At 62.6% G+C, this 23,362-nt stretch carries 21 protein-coding genes; 10 read left to right on the top strand and 11 right to left on the bottom strand.

The annotated features are described in order from the left end of the window. Positions 1 to 229: 229 nt before the first annotated feature. Together BQ8482_RS25765 and BQ8482_RS25760 are read right to left on the bottom strand one after the other, a co-directional pair. Positions 230 to 2,503 carry a xanthine dehydrogenase family protein molybdopterin-binding subunit gene (locus BQ8482_RS25765; RefSeq protein WP_123150165.1) on the bottom strand — a complete coding sequence of 758 codons (2,274 nt, stop codon included), beginning with the start codon at positions 2,501 to 2,503 and terminating at the stop codon, positions 230 to 232. A 2-nt stretch (positions 2,504 to 2,505) separates the two neighbouring features. Continuing rightward, positions 2,506 to 2,967 carry a (2Fe-2S)-binding protein gene (locus tag BQ8482_RS25760; protein ID WP_123150164.1) on the bottom strand — a complete coding sequence of 154 codons (462 nt, stop codon included), beginning with the start codon at positions 2,965 to 2,967 and terminating at the stop codon, positions 2,506 to 2,508. A gap of 122 nt (positions 2,968 to 3,089) precedes the next feature. On the opposite strand from BQ8482_RS25760, the gene BQ8482_RS25755 reads away from it, so the two are divergent. After that, positions 3,090 to 3,686: a TetR/AcrR family transcriptional regulator gene (locus BQ8482_RS25755; RefSeq protein WP_123150163.1), complete on the top strand. Its 597-nt coding sequence runs from the start codon at positions 3,090 to 3,092 to the stop codon at positions 3,684 to 3,686. A 14-nt stretch (positions 3,687 to 3,700) separates the two neighbouring features. Here BQ8482_RS25755 and BQ8482_RS25750 read toward each other — a convergent pair whose 3' ends face one another. The 3 genes from BQ8482_RS25750 to BQ8482_RS25740 form a co-directional block, all read right to left on the bottom strand. Beyond that, a complete protein-coding gene (locus BQ8482_RS25750; RefSeq protein ID WP_123150162.1) occupies positions 3,701 to 4,831 on the bottom strand; it encodes a patatin-like phospholipase family protein in 1,131 nt (376 codons plus the stop codon). Between the two features lie 46 nt (positions 4,832 to 4,877). Further along, complete coding sequence (locus BQ8482_RS25745) at positions 4,878 to 5,660, bottom strand: 3-hydroxybutyrate dehydrogenase (protein ID WP_123150161.1); 783 nt, start codon at positions 5,658 to 5,660, stop codon at positions 4,878 to 4,880. Between the two features lie 169 nt (positions 5,661 to 5,829). Beyond that, on the bottom strand, positions 5,830 to 6,516 hold the full coding sequence (locus BQ8482_RS25740; RefSeq protein ID WP_123150160.1) for a TetR/AcrR family transcriptional regulator: 687 nt from the start codon (positions 6,514 to 6,516) through the stop codon (positions 5,830 to 5,832). Positions 6,517 to 6,617: 101 nt separating this feature from the next. Here BQ8482_RS25740 and BQ8482_RS25735 point away from each other — a divergent pair, with 101 nt between their 5' ends. Continuing rightward, complete coding sequence (locus tag BQ8482_RS25735) at positions 6,618 to 7,064, top strand: hypothetical protein (protein ID WP_123150159.1); 447 nt, start codon at positions 6,618 to 6,620, stop codon at positions 7,062 to 7,064. Between the two features lie 195 nt (positions 7,065 to 7,259). On the opposite strand, the gene phaR is transcribed toward BQ8482_RS25735, so the two are convergent. After that, positions 7,260 to 7,871, bottom strand: a complete 612-nt coding sequence (gene phaR, locus BQ8482_RS25730; protein WP_123150291.1) for a polyhydroxyalkanoate synthesis repressor PhaR — start codon at positions 7,869 to 7,871, stop codon at positions 7,260 to 7,262. Between the two features lie 299 nt (positions 7,872 to 8,170). On the opposite strand from phaR, the gene BQ8482_RS25725 reads away from it, so the two are divergent. Beyond that, positions 8,171 to 9,349: an acetyl-CoA C-acetyltransferase gene (locus tag BQ8482_RS25725; protein ID WP_123150158.1), complete on the top strand. Its 1,179-nt coding sequence runs from the start codon at positions 8,171 to 8,173 to the stop codon at positions 9,347 to 9,349. 199 nt (positions 9,350 to 9,548) lie between these two features. Beyond that, positions 9,549 to 10,274, top strand: a complete 726-nt coding sequence (phbB, locus tag BQ8482_RS25720; protein ID WP_065011280.1) for an acetoacetyl-CoA reductase — start codon at positions 9,549 to 9,551, stop codon at positions 10,272 to 10,274. A 27-nt stretch (positions 10,275 to 10,301) separates the two neighbouring features. On the opposite strand, the gene BQ8482_RS25715 is transcribed toward phbB, so the two are convergent. Beyond that, the gene (locus BQ8482_RS25715; RefSeq protein WP_123150290.1) at positions 10,302 to 11,546 is read right to left on the bottom strand and encodes an FAD-dependent monooxygenase; all 1,245 of its coding nucleotides are present in this window, start codon (positions 11,544 to 11,546) and stop codon (positions 10,302 to 10,304) included. 83 nt (positions 11,547 to 11,629) lie between these two features. Between BQ8482_RS25715 and BQ8482_RS25710 the strand changes: the two genes are divergently transcribed. The 5 genes from BQ8482_RS25710 (at position 11,630) to BQ8482_RS25690 (ending at position 18,126) form a co-directional block, all read left to right on the top strand. Continuing rightward, the gene (locus BQ8482_RS25710) at positions 11,630 to 12,214 is read left to right on the top strand and encodes a TetR/AcrR family transcriptional regulator (RefSeq protein ID WP_123150157.1); all 585 of its coding nucleotides are present in this window, start codon (positions 11,630 to 11,632) and stop codon (positions 12,212 to 12,214) included. Positions 12,215 to 12,881: 667 nt separating this feature from the next. Then, positions 12,882 to 16,289: a helicase-related protein gene (locus tag BQ8482_RS25705; protein WP_123150156.1), complete on the top strand. Its 3,408-nt coding sequence runs from the start codon at positions 12,882 to 12,884 to the stop codon at positions 16,287 to 16,289. 14 nt (positions 16,290 to 16,303) lie between these two features. Continuing rightward, a complete protein-coding gene (locus BQ8482_RS25700; protein WP_123150155.1) occupies positions 16,304 to 16,690 on the top strand; it encodes an RNA-binding S4 domain-containing protein in 387 nt (128 codons plus the stop codon). A gap of 149 nt (positions 16,691 to 16,839) precedes the next feature. After that, the gene (fdxA, locus tag BQ8482_RS25695) at positions 16,840 to 17,178 is read left to right on the top strand and encodes a ferredoxin FdxA (protein WP_023762879.1); all 339 of its coding nucleotides are present in this window, start codon (positions 16,840 to 16,842) and stop codon (positions 17,176 to 17,178) included. Between the two features lie 366 nt (positions 17,179 to 17,544). Then, entirely contained in the window at positions 17,545 to 18,126 is a 582-nt protein-coding gene (locus BQ8482_RS25690; RefSeq protein WP_027152934.1) for a CarD family transcriptional regulator, read from the top strand. A gap of 104 nt (positions 18,127 to 18,230) precedes the next feature. Here BQ8482_RS25690 and BQ8482_RS25685 read toward each other — a convergent pair whose 3' ends face one another. The 3 genes from BQ8482_RS25685 to BQ8482_RS25675 form a co-directional block, all read right to left on the bottom strand. Continuing rightward, positions 18,231 to 19,004, bottom strand: a complete 774-nt coding sequence (locus BQ8482_RS25685; protein ID WP_123150154.1) for an amino acid ABC transporter ATP-binding protein — start codon at positions 19,002 to 19,004, stop codon at positions 18,231 to 18,233. Further along, complete coding sequence (locus BQ8482_RS25680) at positions 19,001 to 19,681, bottom strand: ABC transporter permease subunit (protein ID WP_123150289.1); 681 nt, start codon at positions 19,679 to 19,681, stop codon at positions 19,001 to 19,003. Before BQ8482_RS25680 ends, BQ8482_RS25685 begins: the two co-directional genes overlap by 4 nt. Before the next feature lie 159 nt (positions 19,682 to 19,840). Continuing rightward, positions 19,841 to 20,614, bottom strand: coding sequence for an amino acid ABC transporter substrate-binding protein (locus tag BQ8482_RS25675; protein ID WP_123150153.1), 774 nt, complete (start codon positions 20,612 to 20,614; stop codon positions 19,841 to 19,843). 331 nt (positions 20,615 to 20,945) lie between these two features. On the opposite strand from BQ8482_RS25675, the gene BQ8482_RS25670 reads away from it, so the two are divergent. After that, positions 20,946 to 21,809: an RNA polymerase factor sigma-32 gene (locus BQ8482_RS25670; RefSeq protein WP_123150152.1), complete on the top strand. Its 864-nt coding sequence runs from the start codon at positions 20,946 to 20,948 to the stop codon at positions 21,807 to 21,809. A gap of 3 nt (positions 21,810 to 21,812) precedes the next feature. On the opposite strand, the gene BQ8482_RS25665 is transcribed toward BQ8482_RS25670, so the two are convergent. Continuing rightward, complete coding sequence (locus tag BQ8482_RS25665; RefSeq protein WP_165848722.1) at positions 21,813 to 23,240, bottom strand: M48 family metalloprotease; 1,428 nt, start codon at positions 23,238 to 23,240, stop codon at positions 21,813 to 21,815. Positions 23,241 to 23,362 lie beyond the last annotated feature (122 nt).

Genomic DNA, 23,362 nt, shown 5'->3' with positions numbered 1-23,362 from the left:
GCTGGACAGGATGCGCCCGCCGCCGTCAGGCGCGCCGGACCAGCGCGGCCGTTCGTCTGCGACATCGCACTCCGCGCAGCGCGGATGCGAAAGCAACCGCTAGGCCGCGTTCCTCGGGCAAGTCTTGGCTGCATCGACCGTCATCGGTGCCGTGCCTTGGCTTTCCTCTGCCGCTGGGGAGGCGCCATCGAAACAGCATGGCAGCAACTGTCAGCATGATGGCAATACTTCATGCAAAGGTCACCTCCTTCGACAAGGGCAGTGTCCGGATGCGCTTGCCTGCTAGTGCGAAGATGGCGTTGGCGAGTGCCGGTGCCGCCGGCGGCGTGCCGACTTCGCCGACGCCGCCCATCTTGTGAAAATTCTCCAGGATGGCGACTTCGAACGCCGGACACTGGGAGATGCGCATGGCGTCGTAGTCATGAAAATTCGACTGTTCGACCATGCCGTCGGCGAAAGTAATTTCCTGACCCATCGCTGCCGACAGGCCGTAGATGGCGGCGGAGACGAGTTGCGCCTCGATGATATCAGGATCGAGCGCGGTGCCGACATCGGCGGCGATCCACACCTTCTCAATGCGGATTCCGGACGGCGTGTCGGCGACCTGGACGATCTCACCGACCCAACTGCCGAAGGACAGCGTGAACGCCATGCCCTTGGCCTTGCCGGCGGGCAGCGCCTCGCCCCATTTCGCCATCGCGGCGACCTTCTCGACAACTTTCACCGCCGCCGGATAGGCAGCCATCAGCGTCTTGCGCAGTTCGACCGGATCGACTTTCCCGGCGGTGGCGATCTCGTCCATGAAGCCCTCATGAAAGAAGCCGTTGATCGAGCAGCCGACCGATCGCCAGAAGCCGACCGGGATGGAGGCGGGCGCAGCAATGCCGCTGACCCGGTAATTCGGGATGGTGTAGGGCTGGTCGTAGGCCCCATCGACAATGGACTTGTCGGGGCCAAGCGGCGGGATCGAGGGAAACAACCGGCGCAAGGTGCTGGCTATCAGCGATGGCGAGGCGATTGTCATGTCGACGGCGAACGGTATGCCGTCGTTGCCAAGCCGCGCCTGGAATTTGCCGACCGAAGCCGGCCGGTAGGCGTCGTGGCGCATGTCCTCCTCGCGCGTCCAAATCACCTTGATTGGCCGGCCTGCCGTTTCTTTCGCCATCAGCGCAGCACAGAGCGCATAATCCACCTCGATACGTCGGCCGAAGCCGCCGCCCATGAAGGTGGTGTGGACGCTGACCTTGTCCTGCTCAATGCCGACAGCATTGGCGCAAAGCTGCCGCACCAAGGTCGGCGCCTGGTTGCCGCACCAGATGTCGAGGACGCCGTCCTTCAGCCGCGCCGTGGCGTTCATCGGCTCCATCGTCGCATGTGCCAGATAAGGCACCGCATAGTCGGCCTCGACGATCCTTTCGCGCGGCGCGTCGGCGAAGGCGGTATCGACATCGCCATCGTCGCGCATCACCGACCCTTTGGTGCCGAGCGCCTGCTTCAGCACCTCGGAAATGCCGGCGCTGTCCAGCGGATATTCGGGATCGGCCCATTCGGCGTCGATCGCCTCCGCCGCCTTGAACGCCGCCCAGGTGTTTTCTGCGATGATGCCGAAGCCGTGGCCGTAATTCGTGTCGATCGGCACGATCTTGATCACGCCAGGCATTTTCTCGGCGTTGGAGAAATCCGCCTTGACCGGCTTGGCCCAGAAGCGCGGGCTCATCTTGACCGTGCCGTACAGCATTTCCGGCAGCGTCACGTCGATGCCGAAGATCGGCGCCCCGGTGACCTTGGCCAGCATGTCGATGCGTCTTTGCGGTTTGCCGAGCAGTTTCCAGTCGGCTTTGTCTTTGAGCCTGATTTCCGCGGGCGGCGCCATCGTCGCGGCGGTCGCGGCGACAGCGCCATAGGTCAGCGACTTGCCCGACGCCTTGTGCAGGATCGAGCCATTGGCCGTTTCCAGATCGGCGGCAGCTATACCGAACTTTTGCGCGGCCGCTGCAATCAGCATCTGACGCGCGGCGGCGCCTGCCTGCCGCATCTTGCCGAAACCATCGAGCGTCGATGTCGAACCGCCGGTGCCTTGCAGGGCGAGGAATTTTCCGACCACGCCCATGCCGGCGCGCACTATTTCCGCGGTCATGCTTTCGTCGAAGAAGGCGAACGGACCGCCCTCTTCCAGGATCGCCGCATTGAAATAGGCGTAGGAGGCCGGGCCGTGCTCGACCTTGATCTGGTCGAGCCCGACATCGAGCTCTTCGGCAACCATGGCAGCAAGCGTCGTCGAGATACCTTGGCCCATCTCGGCGCGCGGCGCGACGATGGTGATGGTGTTGTCGGCGCCGATCTTCACATAGGGGTTGAAGGTCGCTTCATCAGCGGCGAGGTAGCCTTCCAGCGGATTCGGGTAGGGTTTGCGGTAGTAATAATAACCGACAGCGATGCCGCCCGCGATGGCAGCCGCTCCGATGAGAAACGTGCGGCGGGCGATCTTTCCGACACTGGCCATGGTCAGATCCCCGCCGTCTTGAGCACGACCGCTCTTTTGATCGCCGCACGGATCTTCGGGTAGGTGCCGCAGCGGCAGAGATTGCCGCCCATGGCATCGTCGATGTCGGCATCGGTCGGGTCGGCAACCTCGTCGAGCAACGCCACCGCGCTCATGATCTGGCCGGCCTGGCAGTAACCGCATTGGGCGACCTGCTCTTCCAGCCATGCCTGCTGTACCAGATGCAGTCTGCCTTCGGTACCGATGCCTTCGATCGTGGTGACCGCGCCGGTGACCTCACCGACCGGCAATGAACAGGAGCGCACCGGCTGGCCGTCGACATGCACCGTGCAGGCGCCGCAGGCGGCGATGCCGCAGCCGAACTTCGGCCCGGTCTTGCCCATGAGATCGCGCAGCGCCCACAGCAGCGGCATTTCGGGATCGGCATTGACGTCGAATGCCTGCCCGTCGACGGTGAGGCGCATCGGGATACCCTTTGTTGTCGTCCACAGCCCGAGGCAAAAGGACGGTCGGCCATTTCGTCCTCATACATCTTGACAAATTACGTCATTTTGTCAACAGAGCTTTTGCAGGATAAAGTCGCGCCATGATCGAGATCGAGGACATCGCCACCGACCCCAAGCGCGTCCGCATTCTGGACAGCGCGATGAAGGTGTTTCTGGCCTATGGTTTCGCCCGCACCACCATGGACGACATTGCGCGTGCCGCCGACATGTCGCGGCCGGCGCTTTATCTCCAGTTCAAGAACAAGACCGATATTTATCGCGCCATCGCGTTGATGCTGCTCTCCCGCTCGCTCGAGCAGGCGAAAACGGCACTCGCCGGCGAAGAACCATTTGCCGAGCGCACGATGCGGGCCATCGACGAAGCGCTGATCTCGATGACGCGCACCGTCCACGCCTCGCCGCATGGCGCCGAACTCCTCGACATGAAGTCGAGTCTCGCCGACTTGATCGGCTGCTGGCGCAGCCGGTTTGCCGAGCATATCGCCGCAGCGATCCAGAGCGAGGCCGGACGCAATGGCGTCGATCTCACCGCCAAGGGCTTGTCGGCAAAATTGCTGGCCGACATGCTGCTCGACGGGCTGGAAGGCATGAAGATGCGCATCAGCGATCCGGACGAGCAGCGGCGGGCCGCGGCCGCGCTGATCAAGGTGATCGATCTAGCCTTGCAAAAAAGCTGACAATTCAAAACGCCTCAGGCTCGGCGACGCGCTGCTTCGGGCTTCTTGCGTGCCGCGAGGAACTCCTTGACCCGCCGCCCTGGTGCCGGACCACGCACCGGCTTGAAGCCGTCATCGAGTTCGCCTGAGAGATCAAGCGTCGGCCGCTTGCCGACGGCGTCGTAATTCTCCTCCAGCCAGTCGCTGGCGGCGGTGCGGCCAAGGTCGCGCAGATAGGTCAGGAACGCCCATTCGGCATTGACCTTGGACGATGCCGACAGGTCCTTGAACGCCTCGTCGGCATCGATGCGGTGCATGCGGATGTCGCGGTATTCGCCATGCGGCAGCCGGCCGGCTGCAATCAGCTCCTTGATGAAGGCGATCGAGCGGAATTCGCGCAAGAGTCCGGCGTTGAAGGTGATCTCGTCGATGCGATTCTGGATTTCGTTGGCGCTCTTCGGCGTCCCCTCGCGGACCACCGGATTGATCTGCACCAAAAGCACGTCCTCGGTGGCAGTCGTCTTGAAGAACGGGAACAGCGCCGGATTGCCGCCATAGCCGCCATCCCAGTAGGGCACCCCCTTGATCTCGACGGCGCGGAACAGCTGCGGCAGGCAAGCCGACGCCATCACCGTGTCGAGGTCGATCTCGCCATCGGAAAAGACGCGTAACTGCCCGGTCTCGACATTGGTCGCGGAGATGAACAGTTCCATCGACTTGCAGGCGCGCACATTGCCGAAATCGATCTCCTTTTCAATCACGTCGCGCAGCGGATTGAGGCCGAGCGGGTTGGCGACATAGGGCGAAAACACCCGCGACATGGTGTCGAAAAAGAGATAGCCTGGTGTGTTCTCGATCGACCAATTGCCCCAGGCCACGTCCCACGGCATGCGCTGCACCGGGCTGAACCGGCCCTTCCGCGCCACCGCGCGCCAGAAATCGTCGAGCTTCTGCCGCGCGCCCTCGACGCCGCCGCGGATGAAGCCGTCGGCCAGCGCCACCGCGTTCATGGCGCCGGCGCTGGTGCCCGAAACCGCCGCGATGTCGAGCCGCCCGTCCTCCAGCAGCTGGTCGAGCACCCCCCAGGAGAAGGCGCCGTGCGAGCCGCCACCCTGCAGCGCGACGTTGATCTTCTTGGGCTCCTCCACCTTGCCGTTCGTCGTCATGGCGTTGCCCTTGATTTGTCGGCCAGATTTGTTCGCACGCTCAAATTCACTGGGCGGTCCAGCCGCCGTCGACCGAAATATGAGTGCCGTTGATCTGCGCTGCCGCATCCGAACACAGGAACACCGCGGCAGCGGCAACCTGCTCGACCGTGACGAACTCCTTGGTCGGCTGCTTTTCGAGCATGACCTCGCGGACCACAGTGTCGCGGTCCATCTTGTTGGCCTTCATCTGGTCGGGGATCTGCGCCTCGACCAGCGGCGTCAGCACATAGCCGGGGCAGATCGCGTTGCAGGTGATCTTGTCGCGCGCCAGTTCCAAAGCGACCGTCTTGGTCAGCCCCATGATGCCGTGCTTGGCCGAGACATAAGCCGACTTGAACGGCGAGGCGACCAGCCCGTGGGCCGAGGCGATGTTGACGATCCTGCCGCCGCCGGCTTGTTTCATCAGCGGGATCGCGGCAGCGATGGTGTGGAAGGCCGACGACAGATTGATGGCAATGATCGCGTCCCATTTCTCGATGGGAAATTCTTCCACCGGCGCGACATGCTGGATGCCGGCATTGTTGACCAGGATGTCGACCGAGCCGAACGTCTCGGCTGCTTTCTCGATCAAAGCCCGGCATTCGGCCGGCTTCGACATGTCTGCCTTGATATAGGCGGTCTTCACGCCGTGATGTTTGGCGATCGCATCGGTGATGGCCCGGTCGTCGGCAGTGTCGGAAAAGGAATTGACGATGACATTGCAGCCGTCCGCCGCGAGCGCATGGGCGATGGCCAGGCCGATGCCCGAGGTGGAACCGGTGACGATGGCGGTTTTTCTGCTGGGCAAGGCGAAATCCTTCAGTAAGGTGCTAACGGAAGCATATTGCAGTGCAGCATATATGTCTCGTGCGGCGCAAGAACAGCGGCGCGGATTGGCGATGACATGAAATTTTTGTCATGAATGAGGACACCCTCACTCGAAGTTGTGCCCTGACAGACGGTGTGAAAACAGTTTGTCAGCGATCCCGCGTAGCCACTTCGAGGTGCTCCTGAGATTGCGTTTTGGATGAAATCCGGCTCATGAAAAGATGGAGAGCTCTGCGCGCGGCGAGCGATGGCGGCTCGGACGGATGCCACTCCGGAAAATGACCATCGATCGCCATCCGCGCCAACCCGTAGACAAACGCGCGCGCGGCAAGCACCAGATGATCGAAGTCGGTGTCCGGAGCAAGCCGACCTTGTTGTTGCGCTTGGGTCAGCAGGCCGATCATCTTCCGGCGAACGGTTTCATTCTGATCACGAAGACTATCCGACGCGTCGAAATCAATCAGCGTTCGAGAACTTATGATCTGGAAATGCGTCGGATTGCTGATCGCCCATTCCAGATAGCCCTGTCCGATCGCTTCGAAGGCCACGATGGGATCTGCGCTGTCGACTTTGGACTGTGCATCGGCAACGGCTTCGGTCAGCCGGTTCATGGCCTGTTCGGCGACTGCGGTCAGCAGTGCTGTTTTCGACCGAAAATGCCGGAATGGCGCGCCGGGCGAGACGCCGGCACGTTTTGCGGCCTCACGCACAGAGACATGCTCTGCTCCGCGCTCTTCGATGATCTCCACGGTAGCAGCGATCAAGGCCTCGACCAGATTGCCGTGATGATAGCGCTTGGGGTTGGCGGCGTCGCCGGAATCCGTGGGGTTGGTCATGCCTGCCCAATAGCACGAGGCCGAAATGTAATCACCGATTATTTTCTTGCGCCCGAGCGATTCGTATGTAATCAGTGATTACAACGTCAACGGAGGTTACCATGCTTCGCATCATCGCAACGACTGTCCTCGCTTTCTCTTTATTGTCGCTCGGGTCTGCCCAGGCCGAAGATCGGCCAACCCTGCAGATCGTCTGGCCGGTGGCCGGTTCGGTCATCGAACTCGGCAACGATCCCGAGAAGGCGATAGGCGTCATCGTCAGGAGCAACTTCACGCTGCTGCCAGCGGGTGAATGCGACGGCGTCGGCCAATGCGGCCACGTGCATTTGAAGATCGATCCCACCGGAGATACCTGCAACATCCCCGGCAAGCCGTACAACAGCATGAACAGCGACTTTGGCGGCGATCTTATCAAGGCTCGTTTCGGCCATTGTCCGGATGCCGCCGGCAAGCACGTGATCGGCGTGCTACTTGCCGATGATCATCACAAGCCCATTCTTGTGGACGGCAAACCCGTTACCGCGCTGGTGACGGTGACGACGAAATAATGCATGTCGCGCAAAAGTGTGCAGCGGTTTTGCGATAACGACATGCATAAAAACAACACCTAAAGCGCGTCGCATGAGGCCGGTCAAACGCGACGCGCTTTAGGTGGCTGGAGGCCCTCAGCCTCATTCGAGGCGGAGATGCGCTGACACGGTCTGCTGATGAGAGATTTTGGCCGGGTTTGGTCCGGCCGGCGATCACGACATGGTGTCGAGCTTGCGCTGCATGGCGGCGATCTGTTCCTTCAACTCCTGAAGGTCGTCAGGTTTTTCCGACGTCTCTTTCCTGGCCGGCTCCGCCGGCGCTGCGGAAGAGCCATTCGAGCCTGCGGGTGGAAAGGGCGTGAACAAGCGCATGGCGTTCTGGAACATCTCCATATTGCGGCGCGTCTGCTCTTCCAGCGCTTTGATCGGCGTGGCGATCTTCATCATGTCCAGTGGCGACTTGCCCAAGGCACCCTTCATCTGCTCGCGGAAGCGTTCCTGTTCCTTTGAGAAGGCGATCATCGACTGCTCGAGGAAGCTCGGCACGATCATCTGCATCTGGTCGCCGTAGAAGGCGATCAACTGGCGCAGGAACGGAATCGGCAGCATGTTCTGCCCCTCCTTGTTCTCCAGTTCAAAGATGATCTGGGTCAGCACAGGATGGGTGATGTCGTCGCCGGTCTTGGCGTCCTGGACGGTGAACTCCTCGCCCTTCTTGACCATTTCGGCAAGGTCCTCGAGCGTCACATAAGTGCTGGTGCCGGTGTTGTAGAGGCGGCGATTGGCATATTTTTTGATGATAATCGGTTCGTCTTTCGCGGCCATCAGCATCCTCCCGGGACACCGGCGCACTTGAGTAAGCTGCCGGTAACGATTGCGCCTTTTCAAGGATATGCGCAAAAGCGTCGCAATTCCAAGTGCTTTGTGCACTGCGGGATCATTTAATGCTGCAGGGCGGGCTAAAAATGCTGCGCAGCAACGGACGGGCTGTTTCCATGACGATGCGCAACCTGCTTGCGGCGCATGGCCGACATGCCCATTTCCGGTTTGACTTGGATCATTGAAAGGGCAAGAAAAGCCCTGACGATTCCAAAAACTCGATGCCTCGAAGTCTGGAGAAGAACATGTCCGCTGCCATCGTTGTCGCCAGTGCGGCACGCACGCCCGTCGGTTCCTTCAACGGCGCCTTTGCCGCCACCCCGGCGCATGAGCTTGGTTCCGTGGTCATCAAGGAACTGTTGTCTCGCGCCGGTGTCGAGCCGACGGAGGTCGACGAGGTCATCCTCGGCCAGGTGCTGACCGCGGCTCAGGGCCAGAACCCCGCCCGCCAGGCATCTATCAATGCCGGCCTGCCAAAGGAAACCACCGCCTGGGGCCTCAATCAGGTTTGCGGCTCAGGTCTGCGCGCTATTGCTCTCGGTATGCAGCAGATCGCCACCGGCGACGCCAGGGTGATCGTCGCCGGCGGGCAGGAATCGATGTCGCTGGCCCCGCACGCTCAACACCTGCGTGCCGGCGTCAAGATGGGCGACTACAAGATGATCGACACCATGATCAAGGACGGGCTTTGGGATGCCTTCAATGGCTACCACATGGGCAACACCGCCGAAAACGTCGCTCGCCAGTTCCAGATTACCCGTGAGGACCAGGACGGGCTCGCATTGGCCTCCCAGAACAAGGCAGAGGCCGCACAGAAGGCCGGCAAGTTCAAAGACGAGATCGTGGCTTTCATCGTCAAGGGCAAGAAAGGCGACACGACAGTCGACCAGGACGAATATATCCGCCACGGCGCCACGATCGACGCCATGACCAAGCTAAGACCGGCCTTCGACAAGGACGGCACGGTGACCGCCGCCAATGCCTCCGGCATCAATGACGGCGCCGCCGCCGTGCTGCTGATGACCGAGGCGGAAGCCGCAAAGCGCGGCATCACGCCGCTGGCGCGCATCGTGTCCTGGGCGACCGCTGGCGTCGATCCGCAGATCATGGGCACCGGGCCTATTCCCGCCTCGCGCAAGGCGCTGGCCAAGGCCGGCTGGTCGGTCGGCAATCTCGACCTGGTCGAGGCCAACGAGGCCTTCGCCGCCCAGGCCTGCGCCGTCAACAAGGACATGGGCTGGGATCCGTCCATCGTCAACGTCAACGGCGGCGCCATCGCCATCGGCCATCCGATCGGCGCCTCAGGTGCCCGCATCTTCAACACGCTGGTTTACGAGATGCGCCGCCGCGGCGCCAAGAAGGGCCTCGCCACGCTGTGCATCGGCGGCGGCATGGGTGTCGCCATGTGCGTGGAAGCACTCTGAAGACAGACTACAGCGCCGGGCGTCCCTTGGGACGTGCAAAGGAGGCTGTAGCACTTGCGCATGATCCTTTTTCGAAAATCGATTTCGATTTTCGGGGTTCATGCGCCAGCCAAGCCATGAAATAGTCGGTGGCGAACGGGCTCAATCGCCGTTAGAGCGTTCAGCGCCCGCCACTCACGAATTAAAAAGGGAGGAAACCATGACAAAGGTAGCACTCGTCACCGGCGGGTCGCGCGGTATTGGCGCCGCGATTTCGATCGGCCTGAAGACCGCCGGCTACAAGGTTGCCGCGAACTACGCCGGCAATGACGAAGCGGCGCAGAAATTCAAGGCAGAGACCGGCATCCCGGTCTACAAATGGTCGGTGGCCGACTACGATGCCTGCGCTGCCGGCATTAAGCAGATCGAGGCCGATCTCGGCCCGGTCTCCGTTCTGGTCAACAATGCCGGGATCACCCGCGACGCCATGTTCCACAAGATGACGCGCGAGCAATGGAAAGAGGTCGTCGACACCAATCTTTCCGGCGTGTTCAACATGACCCACCCGCTGTGGGGCGGCATGCGCGACCGCAAGTTCGGCCGCGTCATCACCATCTCCTCGATCAACGGCCAGAAGGGTCAGACCGGCCAGGTCAATTATTCGGCGTCGAAGGCCGGCGACATCGGCTTCACCAAGGCGCTCGCCCAGGAAGGAGCGCGGGCCGGCATCACCGTCAATGTCATCTGCCCCGGCTATATCGCTACCGAGATGGTCAGGGCGATGGACGAGAAGGTGCTCAACGAACGCGTCATCCCGCAGATCCCGGTCGGCCGCCTCGGCGAGCCGGAAGAGATCGCACGCTGCGTCGTCTTCCTCGCTTCCGACGATGCCGGTTTCATCACTGGCTCGACCATCTCCGCCAATGGCGGCCAGTACATCACCTGAGGCGTCGGAACCGGATAGTAGCGGCTGTCAGGCGACAAGCTTCAGCCCTGGTTCGGCTGCAGGCTTGGTCTGGGCGATCGGCTCGCGCGAAGGTGCCGGCAGGCGGGCAAGCGGCGCCCGGCTGAGGCCTGACAGTTTCAATGCGATACGAAGCTTCAGGAATGGATTGAGGTTCAGCACCGAAAGCACGAGATTGCGGACGAACCGCTTCACCGAACTGCGGGTAAGCGCCATGTCGGTCATCGTGCCCGCCAGTTCAAGCACCTCTTGGGCCGCCGGGCGGCGCAGCGTTTCGTAGAGGTCGAGCTCGGCTTCCGGGCGCACGCCGTTCATCACGTCGCCAAACAACTGGCCAAGCACGACCGCGTCGATGATGCCGGTGTTCATGCCTTGTCCTCCCGCCGGGCTGTGCACGTGCGCGGCATCGCCCATGAGGAACAATCGGTCCTTGCGGTACGAGCGGATCAGGCGGTGATGCACACGAAAACGCGAGTTCCACGACAGGTCGAGCACCCGGGTTCTTTTCTTGGTCGGTCCACGGCTGTCGAGCAGCGCCTGGATGTCGGCGATCTCGGGCTTTTCCGGTGCGTCATCCATTGTCGCGACGACCCGGTACGATCCGTCCGGAAGCGGCGCCACCACCACCAGCCCGGCCGGTGCAAAGAACAGCGACACTTCCGTCGGCCCAACCGGCCAGTCGAGACGAACATCGGCGAGTACGAACGAAGCGTCATAGGCCGCGCCGTCGAACTCGATGCCGGTCGACCTGCGCACCAGGCTTTGCATGCCGTCGGCACCAACGACATAGCGTGCCGATATCAGTTTCTCGCGGCCGTTCTCGACCACCGTCACGCGCGCGCCGTCAGCATCCTGAACGACCGCCTTGGCCTCGACCGTGCGGTGAATCACGCCGCCCAGGGCTGCGATCCGTTCGGCGAACACCTGCTCGGTCAGGTTCTGAGGCAGCATCATCAGATAAGGATGCCTCGACGGAAGCTTGCCGAAATCGAGCTTGAGCAGCGCCCGATTGCGGTCGCGGATGGCGAAATTCTGCAGCTTCAGGGCAAGTTCGCTCAGCCGCTGCGTAACGCCGAGAGGCTCCAGCGTTTCCAGCGTCTGCGCGTGGATGACGCCAGCCCGCGAGGTCTGAAGGCCCTGTGCCAGCCTGTCGATCAGAACATGATCGACACCGGCCTGGTGCAGCACGATGGACAGCGCCATGCCGGTCGGGCCGGCGCCAATGATCAGGACTTCCGTTGTATCGGGCAACATTTTTTTCTCCATTTTGTCAACGATCGTTGACTTTCTAGTCGAAGCTATTGCATTTGTCAACGGCCGTTGGCATATGAATTTTCATGACCGAGAATCAGCCGAAGAAACCCAGCAAGTCGGACCGCACGCGCTCCCAAATCCTCGAGGCCGCGAGGCTCCTGTTCGCCGAGCACGGCTATGACGGCGCCTCCATCCGCGACGTCGCGGCGCATGCCTCGATCGATCCGGCCATGGTGATCCGCTATTTCCGCAGCAAGGACGAGCTGTTCGCCAGGGCGGCGGTCGTCGACCTGCAATTGCCGGCACTTCGGGTAATCGACCGAAACACCATCGGTGAAACGCTGATCAGGCGTTTTCTCGAAATCTGGGAGGGCGCGGCCAGCGGTCCTGGCATGGCAATTCTGCTGCGTTCGGCGACGTCGAACGAATTCGCCGCCGAAAAGCTGCGTGACGTATTTGGCAACCAGGTCAGGCCGGTGGTTGCGGCGGTCGCTGATCCCGCCGACGCGGGTCGACGTGCCGGGCTCGTTTCGAGCCAGTTGCTGGGTTTGGCGATGTGCCGATACCTGCTGCGGCTTCCGCCCGTCGTCGCCCTGTCCCACGATGAAATCATTCAGAACGTCGGCCCTATTTTGCAGCGCTATGCCGTGGGAGAGGACGTTTCTTGAACCTGGAGTTTGGTCCTGCGCGACTGCGCCGACCGACGGACGTGACACCGATTTGTGCCGAAGCGGCACGCAAAAGTTAACGGCGGCCGCACAGCCTGTGCAAAACCCTGTTCCTCGCCTGTTGATAACAGGTGGAAAACCTGTTCACGACACAACATATTGGGGTGAACAAACCGGGAAACACCCGTCAGCGCTGATTCGTCGCCGTTTCGTTCCGGCTTTGACCGGAAGGTTAACGACAAAGGCTGAAAACATCCCTCAAACCGTAAAGGCGCGTTAGGAAAGATCAATAATTTCATAATGTTGGGTGATGCCCGCCGGCCTGCGCCGATCGTTCACCGGCAACTGTTAAGGAGGACATCCGCCCTGCATGAATCGGGCCAGTTCGGCGATTCAGCATGTGGTGAGACTCGTCGGCAAAAAATCCAGATGTAGCCGTGAACAAAACCTGAATCAGCAAGAGTCAGCGATTCGTAGCTGATTCGTTCCAGACTCGTTCCAACTGTTAATCAGGACCAGTTGACAACACCAGACGAGAGCCTTCGAGCTGCCGTCGGAACATTCCGCTTTCGCTTCGCACTCGAAATCCCTATGTGTCGACTGTCACACGCGCCGCCACGGGGCGCGCTCCCGACAACGCGAAGAAGAGAGCCTGATTTCCAGGTCGATGAACATCCCGCCGAAACATATTGAGCCGCTGATCCTCTCGGGCCGCGACGTGACTGCCGTGCTCGGGCCGACCAACACCGGTAAGACCCATCTCGCCATCGAGCGCATGGTGGCGCATGAAAGCGGCATCATCGGCCTGCCGCTCAGGTTGCTCGCCCGCGAGGTTTATTCACGCGTCTGCGAGAAGGTCGGCGCTCACAAGGTGGCGCTCATCACCGGCGAGGAGAAGATCCAGCCCGACGGTGCCAGATATTCGGTCTGTACCGTCGAAGCCATGCCGCGCGAGACCAACGCCGCCTTCGTCGCCATCGACGAGGTGCAGCTGGCTGGCGATCTCGAGCGCGGCCACATCTTCACCGACCGTATCCTGCATCTGCGCGGCCGCCAGGAGACATTGCTGCTCGGCGCAGCCACCATGCACGGCATCCTCCAGCGTCTGCTGAAGGGCGTGTCGGTGGTGACCCGGCCACGGCTGTCGCATCTCGCCTATGCCGGCTCGAAGAAGCTGACCCGCCTGCCGCGACGCACGGCGATCGTCGCCTTTTCCGCCGACGAGGTCTATGCGATTGCCGAACTGATCCGCCGCCAGCAAGGGGGTGCGGCCGTCGTGCTCGGCGCGCTATCACCCCGCACTCGCAACGCGCAGGTGGAGCTGTTCCAATCGGGTGATGTCGATTACCTGGTCGCCACCGATGCGATCGGCATGGGCCTGAACCTCGATCTCGATCATGTCGCCTTCGCTCAAAACCGTAAATTCGATGGCTACCAGTATCGCAACCTGACGGCGGCCGAGCTCGGCCAGATCGCCGGCCGCGCCGGCCGGCACTTGCGCGACGGCACTTTCGGCGTCACCGGCCAGGTCGATCCGCTCGACGAAGATCTGGTCAAGAAGATCGAAGGGCATGAGTTCGACCCGGTGAAAGTGCTGCAATGGCGCACCGCGCATTTCGATTTCGCCAGCCTCGATGCGCTGAAGCGCTCCACCGAGACCAACGCGCCGGTCGAAGGCCTGACGCGTGCGCTGCCGGCGGTGGATGCGCAGGCGCTCGAGCATTTGTCCCGCGACGAGGATATCCGGGCCTTGGCCACCAACGCCAAGCGCGTGGCGCTGTTGTGGGAGGCCTGCGCCCTTCCCGACTACAGGAAGATCGCGCCTGCCCAGCACGCCGACCTGATCGCCTCGATCTACATGGACCTTGCCAGGCATGGCCATGTCGACGAGAATTACATGGCCGAGCAGGTGCGCCGTGCCGACACCACCGAGGGCGACATCGACACGCTGTCGCACCGGATCGCCCAGATCCGCACCTGGACATTCGTCTCCAACCGGCCCGGCTGGCTGGCCGATCAGGCACACTGGCAGGAAAAGACGCGCGAAATCGAAGACAGATTGTCGGATGCGCTGCATGAGCGGTTGACGAAACGCTTCGTAGACCGCAGGACTTCCGTCCTCATGCGGCGCCTTAGAGAAAATACCATGCCTGAAGCCGAAATTAGCCCAACCGGAACTGTCCTCGTCGAAGGCCATCATGTCGGCGAGTTGCAAGGGTTCCGCTTCACCGCCGACCAGAGCGCCGGCGGCGAGGACGCCAAGGCAGTGCGCACAGCAGCCCAGAAGGCGCTTGCAGCCGAATTCGAGGCGCGGGCCGAACGCTTCGGCGCCTCGGCCAATGGCGACATCGCGCTCGGCTCCGACGGCACGCTGCGCTGGATCGGCGCGCCGATCGGCACGCTGGTCGCAGGCGACGAGCCGTTGAAGCCGCGCCTTGTGCTGCTTGCCGACGAGCAGCTCACCGGACCAGCCCGCGACAAGGTCGCGGCGCGCGCCGAGCGCTTCGTCAATTTCCAGATCGAGTCCTTGCTGAAGCCGCTGGTCGACCTCAAGAACGCCGAGCAGATCACCGGCATCGGCCGCGGCATTGCCTTCCAGCTCGTCGAGCATTTCGGCCTCATCAACCGCCGCGACATCGCCCAGGAGATGAAGTCGCTCGACCAGGAAGGCCGCGCCGCCCTTCGCCGGCTCGGCGTGCGCTTCGGCGCCTACCACGTCTTCGTGCCCGCGCTGATCAAGCCGGCCCCGGCCGGACTGGTGACGCTGTTGTGGGCGCTGCAGAACGACGGCAAGGACAAGCCCGGCTTTGGCGATGTGGTCCACGCGCTGGCCTCCGGCCGCACCTCGGTGGTCATCGATCCCACGTTCGACAAGGCCTTCTACAAACTGGCCGGCTACCGCAATCTCGGCCGTCGCGCGGTGCGCGTCGACATCCTTGAACGGTTGGCCGACCTGATCCGGCCCGCAACCAACTGGAAGCCGGGCCTCGGTCAGCGGCCCGACGGCGCCTATGACGGTCAGTCTTTCATGGTGACGCCGCCGATGATGTCGATCCTCGGCGCTACGGCCGACGACATGGAAGAGATTTTGAAAGGCCTCGGCTACCGAGCGGAGCCGAAGCCGGCAGTCGAGGTGAGGGCGCGGCTCGAGGCACAGGACAATGCCGCGCGTGAAGCCGCCGCGGCCAAGCAGGAGGCGGAAGAAGCTGCGCGAGCCGAGCAGGCCAAGGCAGCGGACGCCGCGGTTGCGGACGCAGCCGCCGAGGCGCCGGCCGAGAGTTCGGAGCCGGATGCCGTGGCAGAGGCCACAGCCGAAGCGCCCGCGGAACCTGTCGCAGAAGCTCAGCAGCAAACTCCGGCTGAGGTCACGGTAGAGGGACTGCCTCCAGCCGAAGCCGCAGCTGAAATGTCTGCGGTACCCGCGGCTCAGCCAGAGGCAGAACCCGAAGCCACCGAGGTTGAGGTCGCCCCGGCGGAGCCGGCTTTCGAAGCCTCGGCCGCAACGGAAGCCGTGTCGGCCGAACCTGCCGCGACAGCGGAAGCCGCCACCGGCGAGGCTGCTCCAGAGGCCGAGAAAGAGGCCGAAGAACCAAAACCCATCCTGTTGTGGCGGCAGGGCCGCTTCGACCAGCGTCCGCGCCACCGCCACCACGACAGCCGGCCCCGTGACAGGGACAATCGCCCGCGCAACGGGCAAGCCGCCCGCGATGGCCGTGGCGACGCACCGGCAGATGCCACCGGCGGACAACCGGCCGGCGCTCCAGGCAGCCGGCCCCCCCATCAAGGACGCCGCGACGGCGACGGCGCCGGCAAGCCGCGCTTCGACCGCAGCAAGTTCAAGCCCAAGCCTCAGGGTGAGGCAGGGGAACGGCGCGACGGCAAGCCGCAGGGCGAGCGTCCCGATCGTCGCGAAAGCCGGCCGGACTGGAAGGGCGGCAGGCAGGACGGCAAGGGTGGCGCACCAGGTGGAAAGTCCGCGTTCCAGCCTAAGCCTCGCGAGGAGCGTCCCGTGCGCTTCGACCCGGATTCTCCATTCGCCAAGCTCGCCGCGTTGCGCGACCAGCTGAAGAAGTAAGTTCGCTCGCTCCGATGGTCGCCGAAGGCCGCCAGCGCATCGACAAATGGCTGTTCTTTTCGCGCGCGGTGAAATCGCGCTCGCTGGCAGCGAAGCTGGTGGTGGCCGGACGCGTCCGCATCAATCGCGACAAAGCAGCGCAGGCCTCCGATCTGGTCCGGGCCGGCGATGTCCTGACCATCACTCTTGAGCGGCGCATCTTCGTCTGGAAGGTGCTCGGCACGGGAAGCCGGCGCGGCCCTGCCGAAGAAGCGCGCATGCTCTACGAGGATATGTCGCCGCCGCCCGCGCCGAAGGGCGAGGCCGTTGCCGATGTGATTCCCGCGCTGCGCGATGCCGGCAGCGGCCGCCCGACCAAGAAGGAACGCCGGGAGACCGACCGGTTGTTCGGCGACGACTGACGCATAACCGGCTTTCGCCGCATCGCCCCTCTGGAATTCCATTCCGGAAACACCGGTATCGCGCGCAATGGCTCCCCTTGCAAGCGGCGGCCAAAGACGTTACCTCACCAAAAAAGCCTAACAAAAACGGGACGTCCCGGAGCCGACCGATGACCTATGTCGTGACCGACAATTGCATAAAATGCAAATATATGGACTGCATCGAGGTCTGTCCGGTCGACTGTTTCTACGAAGGCGAGAACATGCTCGTCATCCATCCCGACGAATGCATCGACTGCGGCGTCTGCGAACCGGAATGCCCGGCCGACGCGATCAAGCCCGACACCGAGCCGGGTCTCGACAAATGGCTGCAGATCAACACCGAATACGCTGATAAATGGCCCAACATCACCGCCAAGAAGGAGCCTCCGGCCGACGCCAAATCCTTCGATGGCGAGGCCGGCAAGTTCGAGAAATATTTCTCTCCCGAGCCCGGCGAGGGCGACTGACAAGACCGCTGTTTCAGCCAGCATAACGCCGCGTAAAAGGCATGGTACATTAACTGCCTTCACAGGCGGCGATGGCGCATGGCCTTCGCGCGTGCAGCAAAACCTTGATTCTTCCGACTTTTTGTGCTACATGAACCAAACATGCCGGTGACACAACGTCGATTTATGGCGCAAACGCCCCAAATCACTGAAAGGTGAATTTCTCAATCCGGACCAGAGTGATCTGGGGCAGGCAGTCGCAATCATGCGGTTTGCCGGCCTCGGCTTTTCCGGTGGGTTCGTAGTTGTGCGGCTAACGATCGGTTACCCGATCGCGCGAGTTCGGCCGGCAGAGTGCCGGTACCACACCAAGGAGTTCATGGCGTAATGGCAACAATCACCCCGCAGAAGAAGTCCAGCGCAGCGCGTCACGGTTTTAAGACCGGCGAGTACATCGTCTATCCGGCGCATGGCGTCGGCCAGATCGTCTCGATCGATGAGCAGGAAGTTGCGGGCCACAAGCTGGAACTGTTCGTCATCGACTTCCAGAAGGACAAGATGCGTCTGAAAGTGCCGGTTGCCAAGGCGACCTCCATCGGCATGCGCAAGCTGTCGGAAGAGGATTATGTCGATCGCGCGCTGAAGGTCGTGCAGGGCCGCGCCCGCGTCAAGCGCACCATGTGGTCGCGCCGCGCCCAGGAATATGATGCGAAGATCAATTCCGGCGACCTGATCTCGATCTCCGAAGTGGTGCGCGACCTCTACCGCGCCGACAACCAGCCGGAGCAGTCCTATTCAGAGCGCCAGCTTTATGAGGCGGCACTCGACCGCATGGCGCGCGAGATCGCGGCCGTCAACCGCATGTCGGAAACCGAAGCGGTGCGCCTCATCGAGGTGAATCTCAACAAGGGTCCGAAGCGCGGCGCCAAGGCCGACAACGAAGAAGCCGAGCAGGAAGAAGCAGCCTGAGCGCATCTCGCCTTCGAATTTGGAAGAACCCGGCCTCGCGCCGGGTTTTTTCTTATTATGCATGTCGTTATCCCAAAACCGCTACGCAGTTTGGGCGACATGCATTAACCTTCGCCGCCGCCTTCCTTCTCCGCCTCCTGCTTCAGCGTCGCGATGAACCGCTTGGTTCGCTGCCGCTCCGGATTGCTGAACAGAACAGCGGCGGGGCCTTTCTCGATGATGGCGCCGGCGTCGAGGAACACCACTTCCTGCGCGATCTTCGAAGCGAGGCGCAAATCATGCGTCGCCATCACCATGGTGGTGCCCTCACGAGCGAGCTGGCTGAGCACGTCGACCACCTCCTGAGCCAGTTCCGGATCGAGCGCCGAGGTCGGCTCGTCGCACAGCAGCACTTTCGGCGATGGCGCCAGCGCCCGGGCAATCGCCACGCGTTGCTGCTGGCCGCCTGACAGGGTCGCCGGCCAGGCATCGGCCTTGTGCGCCATGCCGACCTTTTCGAGCAGAGCGAGCGCCCGCTCGCGCGCTCGCTCGACCGGCCATTTCAGCACCGTCACCAGCCCCTCCATGACATTTTCGATTGCCGTGCGGTGCGGAAACAGCTGGAAATTCTGGAACACCATGCCGGTCTGCAGCCGCAGGCGCTGGATGGCCCTGCCGGAAACCTTGCTGCCGGGGTGGAATTCGAGCGCGTCGTCGCCGATGCGCACTGTGCCCGAAGTCGGGATCTCGAGCAGGTTGATGCAGCGCAGAAGCGTGCTTTTTCCGCCGCCCGAGGGACCGACAAGGGCGGTGACGCTGCCTTCCTCGATGGTGACCGTCACGCCCTTCAGCACAAGATTGTCGCCGAAGCGCTTCTCGATGTTAGTAAGACCGATCATGAGCGCGCCTCTAGGAAGCCGCCATAGCGGTTGAGCCGCTTTTCCAAGCGCGTCTGCAACGCCGACAGCACCGAGCTCAGCGCCAGATAGAGAGCCGCCGCCTCGACATAGAGGATCAGCGGCTCATAGGTGGTGGCGACGATGCGCTGCGCCGCCTGGAACATCTCCGGCACGGTGATGGCGGCGGCCAGCGATGTATCCTTGACCAGCGAGATGAAGGTGTTTGACAGCGGCGGCACCGCGACGCGGCCTGCTTGCGGAAGAATCGTGCGCCGCATCGCCTGGCCCCAGGTCATGCCGATCGAATAGGCCGCCTCCCACTGCCCCTTCGGCACAGAGCCTATGACGGCGCGGATGATCTCCGACGTATAGGCGCCGATGTTGAGCGTGAAGCCGATCAACGCAGCTGAAAAAGCGTCGAGCAGGATGCCGACCGAAGGCAGGCCGTAGAAGATCAGGAAGAGTTGCACCAGAAGCGGCGTGCCACGGAAGATCCAGACGTAGAAGCGGACCACGGCGACCAGCGGCTTCGGGCCGAACAGCCGGACGAGCGCCGCAACCAGTCCTACGAAGAGACCGAATGCGAACGACAGCAGCGTTAGCGGCACGGTGAAGATCAGCGCGGCCCATAGCAGCGTGGGCAACGAGTCCAGCGTCAGTTGCAGCCAGTGCGGCACGAAAACCCTCCTTGCGAGATTGCCGCCCAAAACCGCCCCGGCAGCATCGAAGCGCGATCATACGGCCGTCATATCACGCGAAAAGCGGCGGCCGTCAAAGACAGCTCGCCGCGATACCTGCCATGCGGGCCAACAACCGGCCCGCTCCGTGAAATGCGCTTACTTCGAAACGTCCTGGCCGAAATAGGTGTCGGCGATCTTCTGGTAGGTGCCGTCGGCCCTGATATCGGCCAGCGCCTGATTGATGGCGGCGACCAGTTCCGGATCGCCCTTGCGCACGAGGACGCCGGAATAGTCGGCGTTTTCTTCCTGCGCGGCGATCTTCACATTGGCGTCGGGCTTGTGGTTCTTGAAATCGAGGAAGGACAGGCTGTCGTTGATGGTGGCGTCGGCACGGCCGGTAAGAAGCAGCTGGATCGACTGGTCGAAACCATCGGTGCCGACGAGTTCGGCGCCGTTCGCTTCGGCGAGCTTGCCGAAATTCGAGGTCAGCGACTGCGCCGCCTTCTTGCCCTTGAGGTCGGCAAAGCTCTTGATGTCGGTATTGTCGCCGCGCACGATCAGCACCGCCTTGGACGCGATATAGGGATCGGAGAAATCATACTTGGCCTTGCGCTCCTCGGTGATACCGACCTGGTTGATGACGGCGTCATAGCGCTTGGCGTCGAGGCCGGCGATCAGCCCATCCCATTTGCCTTCGAGGAATTCGGCCTTGACGCCGAGGCGCTCGGCGATCGCCTTGGCGATCTCGACATCGAAGCCGACCAATGCGCCCGAGGCATCATGATAGGTGAAGGGGGCATAGGTACCCTCCGTGCCGACCTTGAAGACACCGGCCTGCTTGATCTGCTCGAGATTGGCGCCGGCATGGCCTGATGTGACGGCCAGTACCTGCAGTGTTGCGGCGACGATAAGCGAATTGAGCCATTTCATTTTTCTGTGATCCCGTCATTGGCCGGCGTCCGCCGCATTTGTGAGCGCCGGAAACTGACAGATGCAGGCTGGCGAAATAAGGAACCAGATTTCAAAAATGAGACGCTTTCGAAATCCAATTCTCAAAACCACATCGAGTCGCGCCAACCGACCACGTAGCGACCACCGCAACGAGCTTTCGGCAGTGCAAGCCACGCGACATCAGTGGCGGAACCATTCACCCGCGTGGCACGTTCTTGGCTGTTGTAGGGCGCGGCGTCGCCAATTCAACCACGATGCCAGCTTAGGGTTCGAGCGATCGCACCGCAACGCCCGGAACAGGGAGCGTGGCATGATGGAAGATATGGCAGGGCGAACCATGGTCCGCGCGGCGATGAAAGCCCCCTATCTTGAGCGCGACGAAGAGCATCTTCTCGCGATGCGCTGGAAGGAAGACAACGACCAGCAGGCGCTGCACCAAATCGCCATGGCACATATGCGTCTGGTCATTTCCATGGCCTCGAAATTCCGCCACTACGGTCTGCCGCTCGGCGATCTGGTCCAGGAAGGCCATGTCGGCCTGCTGGAGGCGGCGGCCCGCTTCGAACCGGAACGCGAGGTGCGGTTTTCGACCTACGCGACATGGTGGATTCGCGCCTCGATGCAGGACTATATCCTGCGCAACTGGTCGATCGTGCGTGGCGGCACCAGTTCGGCGCAAAAGGCGTTGTTCTTCAATTTGCGGCGCCTGCGCGCCCGCTTGGCGAACGGTGCCGAGCCGATCTCGAATACCTCGCTCTATCGCGAGGTGTCGGTCGCGCTCGGCGTCTCCGAGGCTGACGTGGCGATGATGGACTCCCGCCTTTCGGCACCGGATAGCTCGCTCAACCAGCCACTCGCCGACGATGCGGGCGCCACCGAGCGAATGGATTTCCTGGTTTCGGACGATCCTTTGCCGGACGAGGTCGTGGGCGACACGATCGATGTCGAACGCCGCTCTGTCTGGCTGAAAACGGCGCTTGGCGCGCTCAATGCCCGCGAGCTCAGGATCATCGAGGAGCGCCGGCTGAGCGACGAGGGCGCGACGCTCGAAGCCCTCGGTGAGGCGCTCGGCATCTCCAAGGAACGCGTCCGCCAGATCGAGGCACGCGCCATGGAAAAGCTCAAGGTGGCGCTGGTGAAGCAAAACCCCGAGTTTCTGGCGACCGCCGCCTGACTCTTATTTGTCGGTGATGATCTTGACCTTGTCGCCGGCCGAAACGGCTGCGCCGGGCGACATCGCATTTAGCACCCTGAACAGGTCGAGCTTGCGGTCGACGCCGACCATCTGCGCGGCCAGCGAACCCATGGTCTGTCCGGGCCGCACCGTGACAACGCGGATATGCAGCGGCTTCAGCGCCGCTTTCTCGGCCGCGCTCAAGATACGGAAGGAGCCGCTGACCGAGCGCGCCACGGCACCCAGCGAGGCGCTGGCCGAAGGGGCAGCCGTCAGCAGCCGGTAGACCTGGCCACCGGCGCGGATCACCGCGATGTCGAACTGCCAGCCCTCGGCACTGGCATGCGCCGTCGCCGCGTCGTTGCCATTGATCGTTTCCTGGCGCACGCTGCTTTCGTCGAGACCGGCCACCCAGCCGCTGCGGATGTAGTCGGTCAGCGAGCGGCTCTTGTCGATCGAAACGCCGTCGAAGCGAATCGCTATGTCGCCTGGCCCGGTTGCCGTCACCGCCGCGGCCGAGTTGTCGATGATGAAGCCGTCGGGCACCGAGAACGACACGCCGAGCCCTGGATGCAGGAAGGTTTCGCCACGCACATAGCCCTCCTCCGGCGTGTCGCCGTAGAGCAGGCCGTCTATGCCGGCGAGGAAGGCGTCGCGGTCGCGCGTGCCGACGCCGGGCGCGCCGAACTGGCGGGCATGACGCTGCGCCAGATCGATGCGCTGCGGCGTGTTGGGATGCGTCGCCAGGAAGTCGAGGCTGGCGTCGGTGGCGCCGCTGATCGAGCGGAAATCGGTGTAGGCTGACATCGACTGCAGGAAGCGGCCGGCGGCAAAGGGATCGAAGCCCGCCTCGCCGATCGACTTGATGCCGATGCCATCGGCCTCAAGCTCCTGATTGCGCGAGAACTGGGCAAGCCGCAGCTTGCCGCGGATCAGTGCCGCCTTGGCGGTCGGGCTGTCGCCGAGCACGTCGGAGACGACCTTGGTTGCAAACCCCTCCTCAGCCTCGAGCTGTTGGCGCTGCAAGCCGTGGTTTGCAGTGACGTGGCCCATCTCATGCGCGATGACCGCGGCGAGCTCGGCCGAATCGTTGGCCAGCGCCAACAGGCCGCGCGTGATGTAGAGATAGCCGCCCGGCAGCGCGAAAGCATTGACGTTGGGCGAATTGAGGATGGTGATGCGGTAGGTCTGGCTCGGGTTGGCCGACACCACGGTCAGGCTGCCGACGACCTTGGCGACCATGCGCTCGAGCTTGGGATCGGAATACTCGCCGCCATAGGTGGCGAGTATGCGCGGATGCTGCGCCTTCGCCATTTCGGCGAGCTTGCTGTTGGCGGCGACATTGTCGACCGTGATCGGTTTGCTGGAAGGTTGGAAGCCGGATTCCTGAACGTCCGGAGGCGTGAACATCTGGCAGCTTGCCAGCGCCATGGCAAAGCCGGCCAGCGCGAGGAAGCGCGCCAGCGGTTTCCTTCTCACTCTGTCGGTGCCGGTCGGCAGAACAGCTTCCTTTCGGGTCTCAGCACATGGCCCCGAAAATCGGGCATCGATTT

The sequence above is a fragment of the Mesorhizobium delmotii genome, assembly GCF_900149755.1.
GTDB classification, from domain to species: Bacteria; Pseudomonadota; Alphaproteobacteria; order Rhizobiales; family Rhizobiaceae; genus Mesorhizobium; species Mesorhizobium delmotii.
The sequence above is the reverse complement of the archived record's forward strand: the minus strand, read 5'-3'. Positions and strand labels throughout refer to the sequence as shown.

Bases quoted from the DNA above. Each gene is read 5' to 3' on its own strand.
- BQ8482_RS25765 (WP_123150165.1), bottom strand. From the start codon at position 2,503: ATGGCCAGTGTCGGAAAGATCGCCCGCCGCACGTTTCTCATCGGAGCG.
- BQ8482_RS25760 (WP_123150164.1), bottom strand. From the start codon at position 2,967: ATGCGCCTCACCGTCGACGGGCAGGCATTCGACGTCAATGCCGATCCC.
- BQ8482_RS25755 (WP_123150163.1), top strand. From the start codon at position 3,090: ATGATCGAGATCGAGGACATCGCCACCGACCCCAAGCGCGTCCGCATT.
- BQ8482_RS25750 (WP_123150162.1), bottom strand. From the start codon at position 4,831: ATGACGACGAACGGCAAGGTGGAGGAGCCCAAGAAGATCAACGTCGCG.
- BQ8482_RS25740 (WP_123150160.1), bottom strand. From the start codon at position 6,516: ATGACCAACCCCACGGATTCCGGCGACGCCGCCAACCCCAAGCGCTAT.
- BQ8482_RS25735 (WP_123150159.1), top strand. From the start codon at position 6,618: ATGCTTCGCATCATCGCAACGACTGTCCTCGCTTTCTCTTTATTGTCG.
- phaR (WP_123150291.1), bottom strand. From the start codon at position 7,871: ATGGCCGCGAAAGACGAACCGATTATCATCAAAAAATATGCCAATCGC.
- BQ8482_RS25725 (WP_123150158.1), top strand. From the start codon at position 8,171: ATGTCCGCTGCCATCGTTGTCGCCAGTGCGGCACGCACGCCCGTCGGT.
- phbB (WP_065011280.1), top strand. From the start codon at position 9,549: ATGACAAAGGTAGCACTCGTCACCGGCGGGTCGCGCGGTATTGGCGCC.
- BQ8482_RS25715 (WP_123150290.1), bottom strand. From the start codon at position 11,546: ATGTTGCCCGATACAACGGAAGTCCTGATCATTGGCGCCGGCCCGACC.
- BQ8482_RS25710 (WP_123150157.1), top strand. From the start codon at position 11,630: ATGACCGAGAATCAGCCGAAGAAACCCAGCAAGTCGGACCGCACGCGC.
- BQ8482_RS25705 (WP_123150156.1), top strand. From the start codon at position 12,882: ATGAACATCCCGCCGAAACATATTGAGCCGCTGATCCTCTCGGGCCGC.
- BQ8482_RS25700 (WP_123150155.1), top strand. From the start codon at position 16,304: ATGGTCGCCGAAGGCCGCCAGCGCATCGACAAATGGCTGTTCTTTTCG.
- fdxA (WP_023762879.1), top strand. From the start codon at position 16,840: ATGACCTATGTCGTGACCGACAATTGCATAAAATGCAAATATATGGAC.
- BQ8482_RS25690 (WP_027152934.1), top strand. From the start codon at position 17,545: ATGGCAACAATCACCCCGCAGAAGAAGTCCAGCGCAGCGCGTCACGGT.
- BQ8482_RS25685 (WP_123150154.1), bottom strand. From the start codon at position 19,004: ATGATCGGTCTTACTAACATCGAGAAGCGCTTCGGCGACAATCTTGTG.
- BQ8482_RS25675 (WP_123150153.1), bottom strand. From the start codon at position 20,614: ATGAAATGGCTCAATTCGCTTATCGTCGCCGCAACACTGCAGGTACTG.
- BQ8482_RS25670 (WP_123150152.1), top strand. From the start codon at position 20,946: ATGATGGAAGATATGGCAGGGCGAACCATGGTCCGCGCGGCGATGAAA.
- BQ8482_RS25665 (WP_165848722.1), bottom strand. From the start codon at position 23,240: ATGGCGCTGGCAAGCTGCCAGATGTTCACGCCTCCGGACGTTCAGGAA.